12 protein-coding genes, 2 tRNA genes and 2 pseudogenes are annotated in these 15,612 nt (G+C 67.9%); 10 read left to right on the forward strand and 6 right to left on the reverse strand.

The window, feature by feature from the left end; genetic code table 11:
• Nucleotides 1-37: 37 nt before the first annotated feature.
• Genes ACFQBT_RS05485 through ACFQBT_RS05495 form a run of 3 tightly spaced genes read left to right on the forward strand, consistent with a single transcriptional unit; the run spans nucleotide 38 to nucleotide 2,300 of the window.
• Nucleotides 38-481, forward strand: a complete 444-nt coding sequence (locus ACFQBT_RS05485; RefSeq protein WP_377820983.1) for an acyl-CoA thioesterase — start codon at nucleotides 38-40, stop codon at nucleotides 479-481.
• Nucleotides 478-1,113, forward strand: a complete 636-nt coding sequence (locus ACFQBT_RS05490; RefSeq protein WP_377820985.1) for a DUF8185 domain-containing protein — start codon at nucleotides 478-480, stop codon at nucleotides 1,111-1,113. The genes ACFQBT_RS05485 and ACFQBT_RS05490 overlap by 4 nt, the downstream gene beginning before the upstream one ends.
• A complete protein-coding gene (locus ACFQBT_RS05495; protein ID WP_377820986.1) occupies nucleotides 1,110-2,300 on the forward strand; it encodes a benzoate/H(+) symporter BenE family transporter in 1,191 nt (396 codons plus the stop codon). Before ACFQBT_RS05490 ends, ACFQBT_RS05495 begins: the two co-directional genes overlap by 4 nt.
• On the opposite strand, the gene ACFQBT_RS05500 is transcribed toward ACFQBT_RS05495, so the two are convergent.
• The 3 genes from ACFQBT_RS05500 to ACFQBT_RS05510 are packed head-to-tail and all read right to left on the reverse strand — an operon-like array spanning nucleotide 2,297 to nucleotide 5,334.
• Nucleotides 2,297-3,976, reverse strand: a complete 1,680-nt coding sequence (locus ACFQBT_RS05500) for a glycoside hydrolase family 13 protein (RefSeq protein ID WP_377820988.1) — start codon at nucleotides 3,974-3,976, stop codon at nucleotides 2,297-2,299. The genes ACFQBT_RS05495 and ACFQBT_RS05500 overlap by 4 nt on opposite strands.
• Nucleotides 3,973-4,371 carry a globin gene (locus ACFQBT_RS05505; RefSeq protein WP_377820989.1) on the reverse strand — a complete coding sequence of 133 codons (399 nt, stop codon included), beginning with the start codon at nucleotides 4,369-4,371 and terminating at the stop codon, nucleotides 3,973-3,975. The genes ACFQBT_RS05500 and ACFQBT_RS05505 overlap by 4 nt, the downstream gene beginning before the upstream one ends.
• Nucleotides 4,372-4,383: 12 nt before the next feature.
• On the reverse strand, nucleotides 4,384-5,334 hold the full coding sequence (locus tag ACFQBT_RS05510; RefSeq protein ID WP_377820991.1) for a mechanosensitive ion channel family protein: 951 nt from the start codon (nucleotides 5,332-5,334) through the stop codon (nucleotides 4,384-4,386).
• 40 nt (nucleotides 5,335-5,374) lie between these two features.
• Here ACFQBT_RS05510 and malQ point away from each other — a divergent pair.
• Nucleotides 5,375-7,536: pseudogene (gene malQ / locus ACFQBT_RS05515) on the forward strand (4-alpha-glucanotransferase).
• A gap of 6 nt (nucleotides 7,537-7,542) precedes the next feature.
• Here the strand turns inward: malQ and pepN are convergent.
• On the reverse strand, nucleotides 7,543-10,122 hold the full coding sequence (gene pepN, locus ACFQBT_RS05525) for an aminopeptidase N (protein WP_377820995.1): 2,580 nt from the start codon (nucleotides 10,120-10,122) through the stop codon (nucleotides 7,543-7,545).
• 108 nt (nucleotides 10,123-10,230) lie between these two features.
• On the opposite strand from pepN, the gene ACFQBT_RS05530 reads away from it, so the two are divergent.
• From ACFQBT_RS05530 to ACFQBT_RS05540, 3 genes and pseudogenes are all read left to right on the forward strand, one after another.
• On the forward strand, nucleotides 10,231-10,836 hold the full coding sequence (locus ACFQBT_RS05530; RefSeq protein ID WP_377825373.1) for a mycothiol-dependent nitroreductase Rv2466c family protein: 606 nt from the start codon (nucleotides 10,231-10,233) through the stop codon (nucleotides 10,834-10,836).
• 26 nt (nucleotides 10,837-10,862) lie between these two features.
• A pseudogene (locus ACFQBT_RS05535) lies at nucleotides 10,863-11,329 on the forward strand (ribose-5-phosphate isomerase).
• Nucleotides 11,330-12,099: 770 nt separating this feature from the next.
• Complete coding sequence (locus tag ACFQBT_RS05540) at nucleotides 12,100-12,522, forward strand: PP2C family protein-serine/threonine phosphatase (protein ID WP_377820997.1); 423 nt, start codon at nucleotides 12,100-12,102, stop codon at nucleotides 12,520-12,522.
• Between the two features lie 81 nt (nucleotides 12,523-12,603).
• Here the strand turns inward: ACFQBT_RS05540 and ACFQBT_RS05545 are convergent, their stop codons facing one another.
• Both ACFQBT_RS05545 and ACFQBT_RS05550 read right to left on the reverse strand, forming a co-directional pair.
• On the reverse strand, nucleotides 12,604-12,816 hold the full coding sequence (locus ACFQBT_RS05545) for an antitoxin (protein WP_377820998.1): 213 nt from the start codon (nucleotides 12,814-12,816) through the stop codon (nucleotides 12,604-12,606).
• 142 nt (nucleotides 12,817-12,958) lie between these two features.
• Nucleotides 12,959-13,032, reverse strand: a tRNA-Gly gene (locus ACFQBT_RS05550).
• 117 nt (nucleotides 13,033-13,149) lie between these two features.
• On the opposite strand from ACFQBT_RS05550, the gene ACFQBT_RS05555 reads away from it, so the two are divergent.
• The 3 genes from ACFQBT_RS05555 (at nucleotide 13,150) to ACFQBT_RS05565 (ending at nucleotide 15,559) form a co-directional block, all read left to right on the forward strand.
• Nucleotides 13,150-13,223, forward strand: a tRNA-Pro gene (locus tag ACFQBT_RS05555).
• 19 nt (nucleotides 13,224-13,242) lie between these two features.
• A complete protein-coding gene (gene tig / locus ACFQBT_RS05560) occupies nucleotides 13,243-14,730 on the forward strand; it encodes a trigger factor (protein WP_377825375.1) in 1,488 nt (495 codons plus the stop codon).
• 187 nt (nucleotides 14,731-14,917) lie between these two features.
• Entirely contained in the window at nucleotides 14,918-15,559 is a 642-nt protein-coding gene (locus tag ACFQBT_RS05565) for an ATP-dependent Clp protease proteolytic subunit (RefSeq protein WP_377821000.1), read from the forward strand.
• Nucleotides 15,560-15,612: the final 53 nt, after the last annotated feature.

Here is a 15,612-nt window from a genome sequence, read left to right on the forward strand (position 1 = left end):
ATCCAGGTCCAGGTCGACGCTTTGCAAGGATGGACCCATGCCTGACACACCGACCGTCGTGACCGTTGACCTGCGTTGGTCGGATCTGGACGCGTTGCGCCATGTCAACAACGTGCAATTCCTCAGGCTGCTCGAAGAAGCGCGGATCAAGGCCTTTCACGACTGGTTGGGCCCGGTGCGCCGATCGAACGGCCTGCTGGTCGCGCACGCGGAGATCGACTATCTGGATCAACTGCATTTCCGGGGTCAGGCGGTGGCGGTGCACTTGTGGGTCTCCCGGGTGGCCGGCGCGTCGTTCGACACCAGTTACGAGCTCTACGACTCGCCGGAACCGGAGGCGCGCCTGTGTGCCCGGGCGCTGACGACCCAGGTCGCCTTCGACATGACCGATCAGAAGCCGGTCCGGATCCCCGATGATCTGCGCGAGATTCTGAACTCCCGCAGCGGGGCGCCCGTGCCGATGAAGCGGCGCGGGGCATGAGCAGTCTCCACTTGGTCGATCAGGAGACCTGGGCGGACCTGAGCACGTACGTCGCTCGTGCCCGCCGGTTGGAGGAAGACGGTGCGATCCGTCTGCAGGCGTCCGGTACGGCGCTCGCTGCCTGGGTGGGCGTCGTCAAGGGCCGGGGGCTGCTGGGTGAGGGGACGACGGTGGGCCTTCGGGTCCTCGAACTGGCGCAGCCGGCGAATCTCGATGTCGTGGTAGGTCTTTCCGCAGTTGCGGACCGGCTGGCCAGACCGACCGATGACCACGAATTGCCGGTCCCGCCGATGACGGTGCAGACGACGTGGGCTGCGGTCTCGCCGCCGCGCAGCGGTTGGCGGCCGGTGGCACAGGTGCCGGTCGAGACGCTGCGCCGGACCGCGACGGAGGGTCTCGAAGCATTGGCGGTGTCGGCTCGGGCGCCCCTGAGCGCCGTACGCCAGGAGACCGAACGTCAGCGGGTGTGGTCGGCCAGCATTCCGCTGCCCGCCGCTGCGGACGGGCTCAGCGCCAGCGTGGCACTCGGAGCACACGCGCTGGGCTTCCTGGTGGGCGAGGAGGCGACGGTCTTCACCGCTGGTCGGTGGTACCGGTTGACCACTCCGGCCGGCCACGTCCTGGTGCGTTGACCGGTCCCGTCCTCCGGCCGATCACGGCCGGAGTCGTTTGTGCGCTGGTCGGATTCACCAGTTCCTTCGTGGTGATCCTCACCGGTCTTGCCGCAGTCGGGGCCACAGCGAGTCAGGCGGCCAGCGGGTTGCTCGCGGTCAGCGTCACGATGGGCGCCGGGTCGATCCTGCTCGCCGCCTGGACCCGGATTCCCATCACCGTCGCCTGGTCGACGCCCGGCGCGGCGCTACTGGCCGCCACCGGGATGGTCTCGGGCGGATGGCCTGCGGCCGTCGGCGCCTTCTTACTCACCGGTGTGCTCATCGTGCTCACCGGTCTGATCTCGCGGCTGGGTGCGTTGATCTCGGCCATTCCAGGGGCTATCGCTCAGGCGATGCTGGCCGGGATCTTGTTCCAGCTGTGCCTCGGTCCGGTCACCGGTCTGGCTCGCGATCCGCTCGCCGTGGCGCCGGTCGTGATCGTCTGGTTGCTGGCGCTGCGGTTCTGGCCGCGCTGGGCCTCACCGTTGGCCTTCTGCGCGGCAGCGGTCGTGATCGCGGTGCACCTGGTGCGCACCGGCACTTCGATCCGCACGGACCAGTTCCTGCCCCAGATCAGTCTGACCGCCCCGCACCTCACCTTCGGTGCCGTGATCGGGATCGCGTTGCCGTTGTACCTGGTGACTATGGCCTCGCAGAACGTTCCCGGGGTCGCGGTGATGAAAAGCCTTGGCTATCAGGTGCCGTGGCGTCGATCCATGCTCGTCACCGGCGCAGGCACCGTGCTGGGAGCGCCGGCCGGGGGTCACGCCATCAACCTGGCCGCCATCAGCGCAGCCCTGGCAGCCGGGCCCGAGGCCGGCCCGGATCGCTCCCGTCGCTGGATCGCCAGCGTCACGTCGGGACTGGTCGTCATCGGTCTCGGGTTGGCCGCAGGAGCGTTCGGCCAACTCGTGGTGCTGGCGCCCGCTGGCGTGATCGCCGCCGTCGCCGGCCTCGCGTTGATGTCCACGTTGGCCGGTAGTCTCACGGCGGCGCTGGCGGCGCCCGAGAACCATCTGCCCGCGGTGCTCACCTTCGTCACGGCAGCATCCGGGGTTGCCGTCGCCGGCGTGAGCGCCGCCTTCTGGGCGCTGGTGGTCGGTCTCGTGGTCAGGGCGGTGCTGGGCCGGCCGAAGGAGAACCTGCCGGCCGGCGCAACCCGCTAGGACGTACGCCGCAACCAGACCGCCGTATCGGGCGCCACCCGGGCGCCGTCCCCGGCCGGGTCGGAGTCGACCAGCACCTGATGTCCCGGCGGGACGTTCACCGGTTCCGCGGACAGATTGGCCAGCAGCGTGGTCTGCTCACCCGTCGCTCCGCGCACCGTGAAGCTCAGCACGTCCGCACCGGCGTCGACCCAGGACAACGTGCCGGAGCCGATGCCCCGGTCGCGGCGGGTGGTGAGCAGGGTCCGGTAGAGCTCCAGGGAGGAGTCGGTGACGCCTACTTGCTGATCCGCGGCGAGGTCGGCGAACTCTGCGGGCTGCGGTAGCCAGGTGTTCCCGGTGTCGTTGAATCCATAAGCAGGAGAGTCTTTCTCCCATGCCATCGGGATCCGGCAGCCGTCCCTTCCCAACTCGGCACCCGCCGTACGCGCAAACGTCGGATCCTGGCGGACCTCATCTGGCAGCGCCGTGTGCTCGGGCAGGCCGAGCTCCTCGCCCTGGTAGATGTACGCACCGCCGGGCAGCGCCAACATGATCGTGGTGGCCGCGCGGGCACGACGAGCGCCCACCTCCTGATCGGGCTGGGTATCCTCGGCGCCGATGCCGTTGGGTCGCGGCGTACCCACCGGCAGACCCAGGCGACTGACGTGCCGCACGACGTCGTGATTGGACAGCACCCACGTCGTCGGCGCCCCGACGGCGTCGTCCGCGGCCAGCGAGGCGGTAATCGTCGCGCGCAGGGAGTCGGCCTGCCATGGCGCGTTGAGGTAGTCGAAGTTGAACGCCTGGTGGAACTCATCGGGTCGCACGTAGCGGGCCAGCCGCTCGGGCGGATCGACCCATGCCTCGGCGCACATCGCCCGGTCCCGGGAGGGGTCGTGGTCCGCCGCGGAAGGCGGGTTGTAGCTGTCCAGGATCGCCCGCCACGAGCGGTAGATCTCGTGCACACCGTCCTGGTCCCACATGGGCGGCCGCTGGGTCGGGTCGGGTAGGTCGAGCATGTTCATCGGACCCGACCAGTCCGGCAGGCCCTGGGCCTTGACCAGTCCGTGCGCCACGTCGACCCGGAAACCGTCGACACCCCGGTCCAGCCAGAAGCGTAGGATGTCCTCGAATTCGCTTCGTACCTGGGGGTTTTCCCAGTTCAGGTCCGGCTGCTTCACATCGAACAGATGCAGGTACCACTGGCCGGGGGAACCATCGGAGTCGGTGACCCGCGTCCAGGCGCTTCCGCCGAAGACGCTGGACCAGTTGTTCGGCGGCTCGTCGCCGCTGCCGTCTCGGAAGATGTAGCGATCCCGTTCAGGCGAGCCGGGACCCGCCGCCAGGGCCGCGCGGAACCACGCGTGTTCGTCCGAGGTGTGATTGGGCACCAGGTCGACGATCACCCGCAGACCCAATTCGTGAGCCCGCGCGATCAGCGCGTCGGCATCGGACAACGCACCGAAGACCGGGTCGATGTCGCGGTAGTCGGCGACGTCGTAGCCGGCGTCGGCCTGCGGCGAGACATAGAACGGCGACAGCCACACCGCGTCGACCCCCAGGTCTGCGAGGTAGGGCAGCCGCGCGGTGATGCCGGGCAGGTCACCGACCCCGTCCCCATCGGCGTCCGCCCACGAGCGGGGGTAGATCTGGTAGATGACGGCTTCGCGCCACCAGGGGGCCGAACTGGTCACTGCTGGGTCTCCTGCTCGTCGTCGAGAGTATTCACCAAGGAGTACGCCGCGCGGGTGAGATAGTCGCGCAGGATCAGGTCATGCGCCGGGTCGAGGTCGAGGCTGTCGACCGCGTTCATCATGTGCAGCAGCCACCGGTCGCGCATATCCGGCGTCACGGCGAACGGCATGTGCCGCATGCGCAGCCGGGGATGGCCGCGTTCCTCGGAGTAGGTCGTCGGACCGCCCCAATATTGCTCGAGGAACATCCGCAAACGACGCTCGGCGGGTTGCAGATCCTCTTCGGGGTAGAGCGCACGCAGCGGCTCATCGGAGCGCACTCCCGCATAAAAGGCAGCGACCAGCTTGTGGAAGGTCTCCGCGCCACCGATCTGGTCGTAGAACGTGTCCGTCACTGGTCCAGTCTCCTAGGTCTGCCGGTCACGACCCGGCGGGGGTACCACGGCACCGGCCGCCGGCGGAGCGGCCGCCATCACGATGCCGGCGTTGTCCATCGCCACCTTCACCCGGGCCCGGAACTCCCGAGCCGCGGGCAGTTGCTGCCCCGGCAGGCAGGACAGGATCGTCGTGAGGGTCACGGCTCCGCCGGCGACCGAGTCGACACCGACCACGTCGGGCTCTTCGACCAACACCGCGTTCCAGGTGTCGTCGTCGGCGAAGTCCTTCGCGACCTTACGTAGAACGTTCAGCGCCTTCTCCACGTCCTGGTCATAGCGGATCGGCACGTCCACCCGGGCGTTGGCCCAGCCCTGTGACTTGTTGCCCAGTCGCAGGATCTCCCCGTTGCGGACGTACCAGACGACGCCCTGGGCGTCCCGGATCCGGGTGATCCGCAAGGTCACCTCCTCGACCGTCCCGATGGCTTGGCCGGTGTCGATCACGTCGCCCACGCCGTACTGGTCCTCGATGATCATGCTGATGCCCGACAAGTAGTCCTTGACCAGGCTTTGCGCGCCGAAGCCGAGCGCGACACCACCGACACCGGCGGTCGTCACCAGCGGCGCCAACGGCACGCCGAGCATGGCCATGACGGTCAAGGCGATGACGATCGCGGTGACGACCGTCGTGATCGACTTCAGCAAAGCGCCCACGGTGAGCGCCCGTTGCTTGCGCCGCTCGGTCTCCAGTTCGTCCGCCGGACGCACGATCCGCTGCCCGCCCGGGCTGCCGCGGCGTTCCTGGTTGCGCTGCATCACGGTGACTCCCCGGTTGATCGCGCGGAAGATCAGCCACCGGACCGCAAGACCGAAAACGATGACGATGACGATCAGTAGCGGAGTACCGAGCAACCAGTCACGAAGCGATTCACCGCTCATCTGTGGTGCGTCGAAGTGCCAGAGCCAGTCCAAGGCGTGCATGGCTCCCATCTTGGGCCCTTGGCTCTGACAAACTTGAATCATGCCGGCGGAATCCACGACAACTGACCCGCAACCCTCCGCGACGCTGCTGGAACTGGCCGGTGTCTTCGGTGTCGCTACCGAATATCACGATTGGTCCGGCAAACACGTCCGGGTCAGTGCCGACACGATCCGAGCCGTGCTGTCGGCACTCGGGGTCGAGGTCACGGATGACGACTCGGCCGAGGCGGCGGTGCAGGAGCAGCGCTCCGCTGCGTGGCGGCGTACGTTGCCCCCGGTGGTCGTCGCCCGTGAAGGCTGGACGCCGACGGTCCTGATCCACCTGCCGCACGGGCAGGAGTTCACCGCTTCGCTGCGGCTGGAGGACGGCAGTACGGCGCCCGCACCCGCAGGCGAGCACGTCGTCGAGCCGCGCACCATCGACGGGGAACTCATCGGGGAAGCCGCCGTGGTCCTACCCGGTGACCTGCCGACCGGGTATCACCGCCTGGAGGTGAGTATCGCCGGGAAGGACACGCACAGCGTCGAGGTGATCGTCGCGCCGAACACGCTGGAACTGCCCGATTCCCTGAGCCGGCAACGGGCTTGGGGTCTAGCCGCCCAGGTGTACTCGGTGCGCTCCGAGCGGTCGTGGGGCCTGGGTGACGCGGCCGATCTGGCGGAGATGGCGACCTGGGCGGCCGGTAACGGAGCCGATTTCGTGCTGGCCAACCCGGTGCATGCGGCCGAGCCGATCCCGCCGATGGAGCCGTCGCCGTATCTGCCGACCTCGCGCCGGTTCGTCAATCCCCTCTACATCCGGGTCGAGGAAGTCGCCGACATCGGCTACCTCGGGGCCGCCGAACGACAGCTGATCGAATGGCACGCCGACGACGCGCGCCGGCTGAACGAGTTCGACTTCCTGGACCGCGACGCGGCGTGGGCGGCCAAGCGGGCGGCGTTGCGCGTGCTGCATCGCGGTCAGCGCAGCGGGCGGCACTCCCGTGACTTCGCCGCGTTCTGCGCCCGCGAGGGGCAGTCGCTGAGCGACTTCGCCACCTGGTGCGCGCTGGCCGAGAAGTACGGTCTGCCCGCCGAGCAATGGCCCGCCCGGTTGCAGGATCCGCGTAGCGATGCGGTGGCCTCCGCGCGCCGCGAACTGGCCGACGAGATCGACTTCCACTGCTGGCTGCAGTGGGTCGTGCAGGACCAGTTGGCCGGTGCGCATCGCGAGGCCCGGGCCGCTGGCATGCGGGTCGGCGTGGTCCACGACATCGCCGTGGGTGTGCACCCCGGCGGAGCGGAGGTGTGGGCCGGTCCGGAGATCTTCGCCGCCGGGGTGTCGGTGGGGGCGCCGCCCGACGATTACAACCAGCTCGGGCAGGACTGGAGTCAACCGCCGTGGCGACCCGATCGCCTTGAGCAGCAGGCGTATCGGCCACTGCGCGACATGCTGCGCACCACCCTGGCCATGGCCGGCGGGTTGCGCATCGACCACATTCTCGGCCTCTTCCGGCTGTGGTGGATCCCCCGGGGGATGAAGCCGACCGACGGTACCTACGTGCGCTACGACCACGAGGCGATGATCAGCGTGCTGGTGCTGGAAGCCCAGCGTGCGGGCGCCGTGGTCGTGGGGAGGACCTGGGCACCGTGGCGCCCAACGTGCGCGACTACCTCACGGACAGAGGACTACTGGGTACGTCGGTGCTGTGGTTCGAGCGGCAGGAGGACGGCCGTACACCGCGACCGCCGTCCTCGTATCGACCGCTGGCGCTCGCGACGGTCACGGTGCACGATCTGCCGCCCACCGCCGGTTACCTGCAGGGCGAGCATCTGCAGGTGCGTCGACGGCTGGGTCTGCTGACGCGCGATTGGTCGGAGGAGGTCGCCGAGGACAGTGCCCAGCGCGACGCCATGGTCAACGCCTTACGCGACGCCGGGCTGATCGGTCAGGACGCCTCGATCGAGGACATCGTCGAAGCGCTGTACGTGTACCTGGCCGCGGCGCCCAGTCGGCTGCTGGGTGTCTCGGTCAACGATCTGGTCGGCGACGTGCGGACCATCAACCAGCCCGGCACCAACGACGAATACCCGAACTGGCGTCTTCCGATCGGCGGTCCGGACCGTACGCCGCTCCTGCTCGGTGACGTCACGCGGTCCCGGCGCGGGAAGAAGCTGCTGCGTGCGTTCAACGACGCGGTCCGCGCCGCCGACGGTGACTGACCGCGCTCAGGCGGACGCGTCGTACGCCTGGGCGGTGAGTGCCCGCTTCAGGCCGTCCCGGTGGTCGGCGACCGCCCGGCGGGCGCCGGAGGACGCCTGCGGATGCTCGTCGAGCCAGGCGTTGGTGGCGTCCAGCAGGTCCTGATCGGCCAGCGCCGCGGGGAACGACAAGGACGTGATCGCCTGGGCGATCGCGAATGTCCTTGTCTTCCAGATGTTTTCGAGTTGCCCGAAATACGGCTGCACGAACGGTCGCAGAAGCTCGGGGTCGTGCGGGGTGCTGAACCCCAACGCGATGGCGTTGATCGTCTGGTTGGGCACCGTGGGGTCGTTGACCAAGGTGTTCCAGGCGGCCTGCTTCGCCGCCGGGGTCGGAATGGACGCCCGCGCCCGGGCCGCACGCTCGTGGCCGGTGGAAGAGGGGTCGCGTTGCAGTTCCGCCGCGATCTGCTCCTCGCCCGCGGCACCGGCCGAGCACAGCCCGGTCAGCAGGGTCCACCGCATCTCGGTGTCGACCGCGAGCCCCGGTAGGTCGGCCGTGCCCTCCAGCAGCGCACCGACCCACGCTACGTCATCGGGATCGGTCGCTGCGGCAGCGAAGGCGCTGACCAGTTGCAGTTGGGCATCGCTGCCGGCCGGCGCCTGTTGCGCCGCGGTCCGCAGGTCCCGGGCGATCTGCACGTCGACCTGGGGCCGATGCTGCGCGGCGACGAAGAAGCGGGCGGCGTACGACATCTGGCGCAGCACGGTGCGCAGCATCATCGAACTCATCGGATCGGTGATGCTGGCCAGCACCATGGTGATGAAGTCACGACCGGACATGGCGGCGTCCCGGGTCATGTCCCACGCTGCGCCCAGGACGACCGCCTGGGCCAGGGAGTCCTTCAGCGCCAACGGATGTGCGACCACCGTTTGCAACGACCGCGCGTCAAGCCGGGTCTTGGTGTAGCCCAGATCCTCGTCGTTGACCAGCAGCAGGTCGGCCTGCGGCTGGCCGACCAGATCGGCGACGACGCTGCGCGGACCGTCGACGTCGAGGCGCACCTGCAGACGCTGGTGCAGCGTGCCGTCGATCAGATCGAAGAGGCCGACCGCGATGGCCTGCGGGCGCAGCGTCGGGTGCTCGGCCGGCGCGGTCTGCTCCAGGACCACCTGCGAGTAACGGCCCTCGTCGTCGACCGTGACGATCGGGGTCAGCGTGTTCACACCGGCCGTCTCCAGCCACAGGGCGCTCCAGGCTCGCAGATCGCGACCTGAGGTTGCCTCGAGTTCGGTGAGCAGATCGTCCAACCGGGTGTTGCCGAAGGCATGCTTTCGGAAGTAATTGCGCAGTCCGGCAACGAAATTGTCCCGACCGACGTACGCCACCAACTGCTTGAGCACGGAGGCGCCCTTGGCGTAGGTGATGCCGTCGAAGTTGCTCTCCACGGCCTCCAGATCGGGGATGTCCGCCACGATCGGGTGGGTCGAGGCCAACTGGTCCTGGTTGTAGGCCCACGCCTTGTCGGCGACCGCGAAGGAGGTCCACACGGCGGACCACTGGGTGGCTTCCGCGGCGCAGGTGGTCGCCGACCATTCGGCAAAGGACTCGTTGAGCCACAGGTCGTCCCACCAGCGCATGGTCACCAGGTCGCCGAACCACATGTGAGCCATCTCGTGCAGGATCGTCTGCGCCCGGGCCTCCACGATGGCCTCGGTGACGGCGCCGCGGAAGACGTACGCCTCGGCGAAGGTCACGCATCCGGCGTTCTCCATCGCGCCCGCGTTGAACTCCGGCACGAGAATCTGGTCGTACTTCGCGAACGGGTAGGGGTAGTCGAACATGTCCTCGTAGTAGGCGAATCCGCGCCGCGTGACGTCGAGGATGTTGTCCGCGTCGAGGTACTGCGCGAGCGACTGGCGACAGCCCACCGCCAGGGGCAGATCGCCGTTGCGGGTCTGAGCCGTCGAGCGGACCAGGTGGTAGGGCCCGGCGACGAGGGCGGTCACGTAGGACGACAGGCGCGGCGTCGGGTCGAAGCGCCACGTCGCCACCGGCTCGACCGTTCCGCCCGGTCCGGTGTAGCTGCCCTCGGCCGGCACGGGCTCCGGCGTCGGCTGGTTGGACAGCACCTCCCAGCGGGCCGGTGCGGTGACGGTGAAGGTGAAGGTGGCCTTCAGGTCCGGCTGCTCGAAGACGGCGAACATCCGGCGTGCGTCGGCGACCTCGAACTGGGTGTAGAGGTAGACCTCCTGGTCGGCGGGGTCGACGAACCGGTGCAACCCCTCACCGGTGTTCATGAAGCGGCCCGTGGCGCGCACCTCGACGACGTTGTCCACTCCGAGCTGCGGAAGCTCGATGCGTGAGCCGTCGTACAGCGCTGCAGGCACGAGGGATTCGCCGTTCAGCACAATGGATTCGACGGATTCCCCGATGAAGTCGAGGAAGGTCGACGCCCCGGGTTCGGAGCAGTGGAAGGCGATCGTCGTGTGCGTCGAGAAGAACTCGGCGCTCTGGGTGACGTCGATATGGACGTCGTAGTTGACGACGTCCACCAGCAGTGACCGAGCGTGGGCCTCGGCATGGGTCAAGTTGGTCCCCGGCATGCTGATCATCCTTACACGCACCCGGGCCGCCACCCGGCCTTGCGCTCCGGTGGTGCGGACGCGAGGCGGGTGCGGCACGATGGGGCGGTGACTACCGAGAACGTGGAAATGTGGTTCGACCCGTTGTGTCCGTGGGCGTGGATGACCTCGCGTTGGCTGATGGAAGTCGAGAAGGTCCGCGACATCCAGGTGACCTGGTCGGTCATGAGTCTGTCCGTGCTGAACGAGGGACGCGACCTGCCCGAGGACTACCGGGCCATGCTCGACCGGGGCTGGGGTCCGGTGCGTGTGGTCACGGCGGCCGCGCTGGCGCACGGCGACGAGGTCAAGAAGCCGATGTACGACGCGATCGGTACCCGCCTTCACCCCGGCGGCCGGGGCAAGGACGCCGACGACCTGCGCGCCGTGGTGGTCGAGTCCCTCGCCGAGGTGGGCCTACCGCCCGACCTCATCGACGCCTTCGACACCGTGCCCGGTGACAAGGTGGACACCGCGCTGCGCGCCTCCCACGACCGGGCGATCTCGCTGGTCGGCGAGGACGTGGGAACCCCCGTCATCACCGTTGCGGGTACGTCGTTCTTCGGCCCCGTGGTCACCCCGGCTCCCAAGGGTGAAGCAGCCGGCAAGCTCTGGGACGGCTGCGTCCTGGTGGCAGGTACCCCCGGTTTCTATGAGTTGAAGCGGACCCGGACCAAGGGTCCGGACTTCTCCTGACCCATCCCCCTCACAAGGAGCGAACGATGCGAGTTCATCTGGGCGGCGATCACGCGGCGTACGAATTGCAACGGGCCCTGGTGGCCTGGTTGCCGGGGAGGGCTACGAGGTCGTCGACCACGGGCCGGTGGAATACGACGCGGAGGACGATTACCCGGTGTGCGTGCTGCGGGCGGCGGAAGCGGTGGCGGCCGACCCGGGGTCGCTGGGCGTCGTACTCGGCGGTTCCGGCAACGGCGAGCAGATGGCGGCGAACAAGGTCAAAGGCATCAGGGCGGCGCTGTGCTACACCACCGAACTGGCGCAGCTGGCCCGGGAGCACAACGACGCGCAGATCATTTCCTTCGGCGGACGGTTCACGACGCTGGAGCAGGCCAAGGCGATGACCAAGATCTTCCTGGAGACGCCGTTCTCCGGTGTCGAACGCCATGCTCGGCGCCTCGCCGAGGTGGCGGCCTACGAGGAGACGGGCGCGCTGCCTCCGCAGGGGTGAATGCTGCGCCCGGGCCGGTTCCAGATTGTGTCTTGACGAGTTAAGAACACGGTAAAGAAACTACTCTCAGACGCTCACACATCGTAGTTTCCGAACATGGTTATCGACGCGGCGCTCGCGCCACGCCGTCTGCTGAGTCGTGACACATCGACGGCACGCCCCACTCGCGATTGGGCGATGGCAGCGGTCATCGTGGCTCTCACGGCTTCGATCACAGCTCTCGTGGTTCGCTTTCCCCACTCCGTGTCATACGCGGCGTTCGTGTTCGTCGCTGTCGCGGCGGCAACCCTTTTGCACGGCACCCAGTTGCTGGCCAGCTACGTCACACTCGCCGTGGCGGGAGTGATCAGCAGTCTGTTGCCGCAGACCCCGAAACACACCGTCGGAAGTTTCCTGGCGGTCCTTGCGGTCACGATGGGAGTCCTGCTGGTCGCCGACCGTCGGCGCAGCGAGGTGGGTATTCCGCCAGCGGTCGGCACGTCCATGCTGGTCGACCTGCGCGAGCGGCTGCGCGCCCAGGGCCGGCTACCCGTCCTGCCAGCAGGCTGGAATCTGGACTCCTGCATCGCCCCGGCGCACGGTGACAGCTTCTCGGGTGACTTCGTCGTGGCGGATTGCCCGACGAACAGCACGTTGGAAATCGCGGTGGTGGACGTCTCCGGCAAGGGTTGCACCGCCGGCAGCCGTTCGCTCCTGCTCGGTGGTGCGCTGTCGGGGCTTCTCGGCGCGGTCGAACCGGACCGTTTCCTTCCTCCGCCAACCAGCACCTCGTGCGGCAGGGCTGGTCCGAGGGTTTCGCCACCGCGATCCACGCGGCCATCGACCTCGAGACCGGGCGGTTCAGTGTGGGCTCTGCGGGGCACCCGGCCGCTGTGCACTTCCAGGCCGGCCGGGGTCGGTGGCAACCGGTCTCGGGCGCCAGTGGCGTGCTGTTGGGTGTCCTGGATCAGCAGAGTCCGGAGGACTACCCCCGCGCTCACGGCGTGATGGAACGCGGTGACGCTCTGCTGCTGTTCACCGACGGCGTGATCGAAGCCCCTGGATTCGACTTGTTCCAGGGTCTTGACCGCCTGCTCGGTCAGGCGGATCGCGCCGCCGCGACCGGGTTCAGCGGCGCTGCCGGCCGCCTCTGCGCGGCGGCCCGGTCGGGAGAGACCGATGACCGCGCGATCGTTCTGCTCTGGCGGACCTGAGCCGACGCGCAGGACGTCGACCCGCGGATAACGCAGCAGGGCCGGGACGATGTCCCGGCCCTGCTGCGTGACGTCAACGGCTCACTTGGCGCCGTCGACCTTGTCCACCTGCTCCTTGGCGAAGGACTGCGCCTGGTCGACCTTGTCGGCGTACTTGCCGCCGGTCTTCTCGTCGACGAAGTCGCCCGCCTTGTTGATGGCGCCCTCGGCGTCGTCCTTGTGCTCGTGGATGAACTCTTCGACCTTGTCCTTGGCCTCTTCGAGCTTTTCCTTCGCGTCGTCAAGCAATCCCATGGTGTTCTCCTTCGTTGCTCTCCGCCCCGAACGGCGGTCTCGTTGCCTCCAGATGGAGTTGATTCAAGTCAACCCCACAAAGGGTGCGGGCGGAAGGTAATGCTCGAATGTGGTGAATTGAACGTGGGAAAGCCATGAACGGTGGAGCGGGTGACGAGAATCGAACTCGCGTAGCCAGTTTGGAAGACTGGGGCTCTACCATTGAGCTACACCCGCGTTGGCGGTCCTGCGGTGTTGTCCGGCCCCCGCGATGGAGCCCGGCCAACGGCTGGATCCGCCGAGCGGTTAGCCTACTGCCCGCAGGTCGTACCGCCCAAAACGGACGATCCGTTGCGGGGTATGGCGCAGCTTGGTAGCGCGTCCGCTTTGGGAGCGGAAGGCCGCCGGTTCGAATCCGGCTACCCCGACCGTTAGCATGGGCTCTTGGTGTGGCGGCATGTGAAGGCCGTCCGGATCGATGTCAGAGCAACCTCTGATGACCACCCCGAACTCAGCTTGGAGATCGCAGCAGTGAAGAGTGCCGTAGAACATGTCGGCCCCACCCGGGTCAAGCTCACCGTCGACGTACCGTTCGAGGAACTGAAGCCAAGTCTGGACGCGGCGTACGCGACGATCGCCAGCCAGGTGCAGGTGCCCGGATTCCGGCAGGGCAAGGTTCCTGCGCGGATCATCGACCAGCGTGTCGGTCGCGGTGCGGTCGTGCAGGAGGCGGTCAACGAGGCGCTGCCGCAGTTCTACAGCGAGGCGGTCGACCAGCAGGAGATTCAGCCCATCGGTCAGCCGGAGGTCGACGTCACCGCGGTCCCGGCGGCTGACGGGGACGACCTGAGCTTCACCGTCGAGGTCGACGTGGTTCCCGACTTCGAGCTGCCCGCCTTCGAGGAGGTGACGGTCGAGGTCGACCCCGTGTCGGTCACCGACGACGACGTCAACGCAGAGCTGGACGCGCTGCGCGAGCGCTTCGGCACCGTTGCCGCCGTCGACCGCGCCGCCCAGGACGGCGACACGGTCAACATCGGTCTGCGCGCCGAAATCGACGGCGAGGAGATCGACGATGTCGCGGCGGTCGACTACCTGATCGGTGCGGGCAACATGCTCGACGGTCTGGACGAGGCCGTCGTCGGTCTGTCGGCCGGGGAGACCAAGGACTTCACCTCCCCGCTGATCGGTGGCGAGCACGAGGGCGAGGATGCCGACATCACGGTCACCGTCAACTCCGTCTCCGAGCGCACGCTGCCGGAGTTGGACGACGACTTCGCGACCACCGTCTCCGGTGACTACGAGAACCTCGAGGAACTGCGCTCGGCGATCACCGAGCAGGTCGAGCGCGGCAAGAAGATGGAGCAGGGGATCCAGGCTCGAGACAAGGTGCTCGATCACCTGCTGGAGACGCTGGACCTGCCGGTCCCGGACGCCCTGGTCGAGGCCGAGGTGCACTCCCACCTCGAGGGCGAGGAGCGCCTGGACGACGACGAGCACCGCGCCGAGGTCACCGAGTCCACCCGCAAGCAGTTGCAGACCCAGTTCGTCCTGGACCGGATCGCCCGGGACGAGAAGGTCGAGGTCGGCCAGCAGGACCTGATCGAGTTCATCATCGCCAGCGCCGGCCAGTACGGTCTGGACCCCAACCAGTTCGCGCAGATGCTGGACCAGCAGGGCCAGATCCCGGCCATCATGGGCGAGGTCGGCCGCCGCAAGGCGTTGGCCGCGGTCCTGGAGAAGGTGACCATCAAGGACACCAACGGCGAGGTCGTCGACCTGAACGCACTGGACACCGAGCTCGAGGACGAACTGGACGACGAGGTCGAGGACGTCGAGCTGGACGAGGCTGACGCCGAGGACGCCGACGACATCGTCGCCGAGGAGATCGTCGCCGAGGCGGACGAGCAGGACGAGCCCACGCCGACTGCCTGAACCGCTCCTCGCGCCCCGAGCCCGCCACCTGCCCCTCAGGTGGCGGGCTCGGGTGTTGCCGGGGTGCTCTTGCGCTGCTGGCGAACACCACCCGTAACCGGGACGAACGCGTCCGCGGCTGGCGTTAGGGTCCAATGAAAGCGCACCGAGAGCACCCGAGAAGGTGCCTTGATCGAAGAGGGATGACGTGAGCAACGCCGTTAACCAGGCACACCTGCCGCAGCCCACTGCGGCCACCCAGCCGGCCGGAGGACTGGATGACCAGATCTACAACCGGCTGCTGAAGGAACGAATCATTTTTCTGGGCTCCGACGTCCGCGACGACAACGCGAACGCGATTTGCGCGCAGTTGCTACTGCTGGCCGCGGAGGACCCGGACAAGGACATCTGGCTGTACATCAACTCCCCGGGCGGTTCGATCTCCGCGGGAATGGCCATCTTCGACACCATGAACTGGATTCCCAACGACGTCGCGACGGTCGCGATGGGTATGGCCGCCAGCATGGGTCAGTTCCTGCTGTCCGCGGGCACCCCGGGCAAGCGGTACGCGACGCCGCACGCCCGCGTGATGATGCACCAGCCGTCCGGAGGCATCGGCGGTACGGCCTCGGACATCAAGATCCAGGCCGAGCAGTTGGTCTTCATCAAGCGGCAGATGGCCGAGCTGATCGCCGAGCACACCGGCCAGACCGTCGAGCAGATCACCGCGGACTCCGAGCGGGACCGCTGGTTCTCCGCCGAGGAGGCCAAGGAGTACGGCTTCGTCGACCACGTCTTCGAGCGTTCGACCGACGCACCGGACAGCAACGCGGGCGGGGTGGCGGAATGACCGGCCAGTTGCCCGACGCCTACGGTTCCGCCGTTCACCTGCCAGGAGGAGTC

Source organism: Branchiibius cervicis, from assembly GCF_042661605.1.
Classification (GTDB): domain Bacteria; phylum Actinomycetota; class Actinomycetes; order Actinomycetales; family Dermatophilaceae; genus Branchiibius; species Branchiibius cervicis.

Bases quoted from the DNA above. Each gene is read 5' to 3' on its own strand.
- ACFQBT_RS05485 (WP_377820983.1), top strand. From the start codon at position 38: ATGCCTGACACACCGACCGTCGTGACCGTTGACCTGCGTTGGTCGGAT.
- ACFQBT_RS05490 (WP_377820985.1), top strand. From the start codon at position 478: ATGAGCAGTCTCCACTTGGTCGATCAGGAGACCTGGGCGGACCTGAGC.
- ACFQBT_RS05510 (WP_377820991.1), bottom strand. From the start codon at position 5,334: ATGCACGCCTTGGACTGGCTCTGGCACTTCGACGCACCACAGATGAGC.
- pepN (WP_377820995.1), bottom strand. From the start codon at position 10,122: ATGCCGGGGACCAACTTGACCCATGCCGAGGCCCACGCTCGGTCACTG.
- ACFQBT_RS05530 (WP_377825373.1), top strand. From the start codon at position 10,231: ATGTGGTTCGACCCGTTGTGTCCGTGGGCGTGGATGACCTCGCGTTGG.
- ACFQBT_RS05545 (WP_377820998.1), bottom strand. From the start codon at position 12,816: ATGGGATTGCTTGACGACGCGAAGGAAAAGCTCGAAGAGGCCAAGGAC.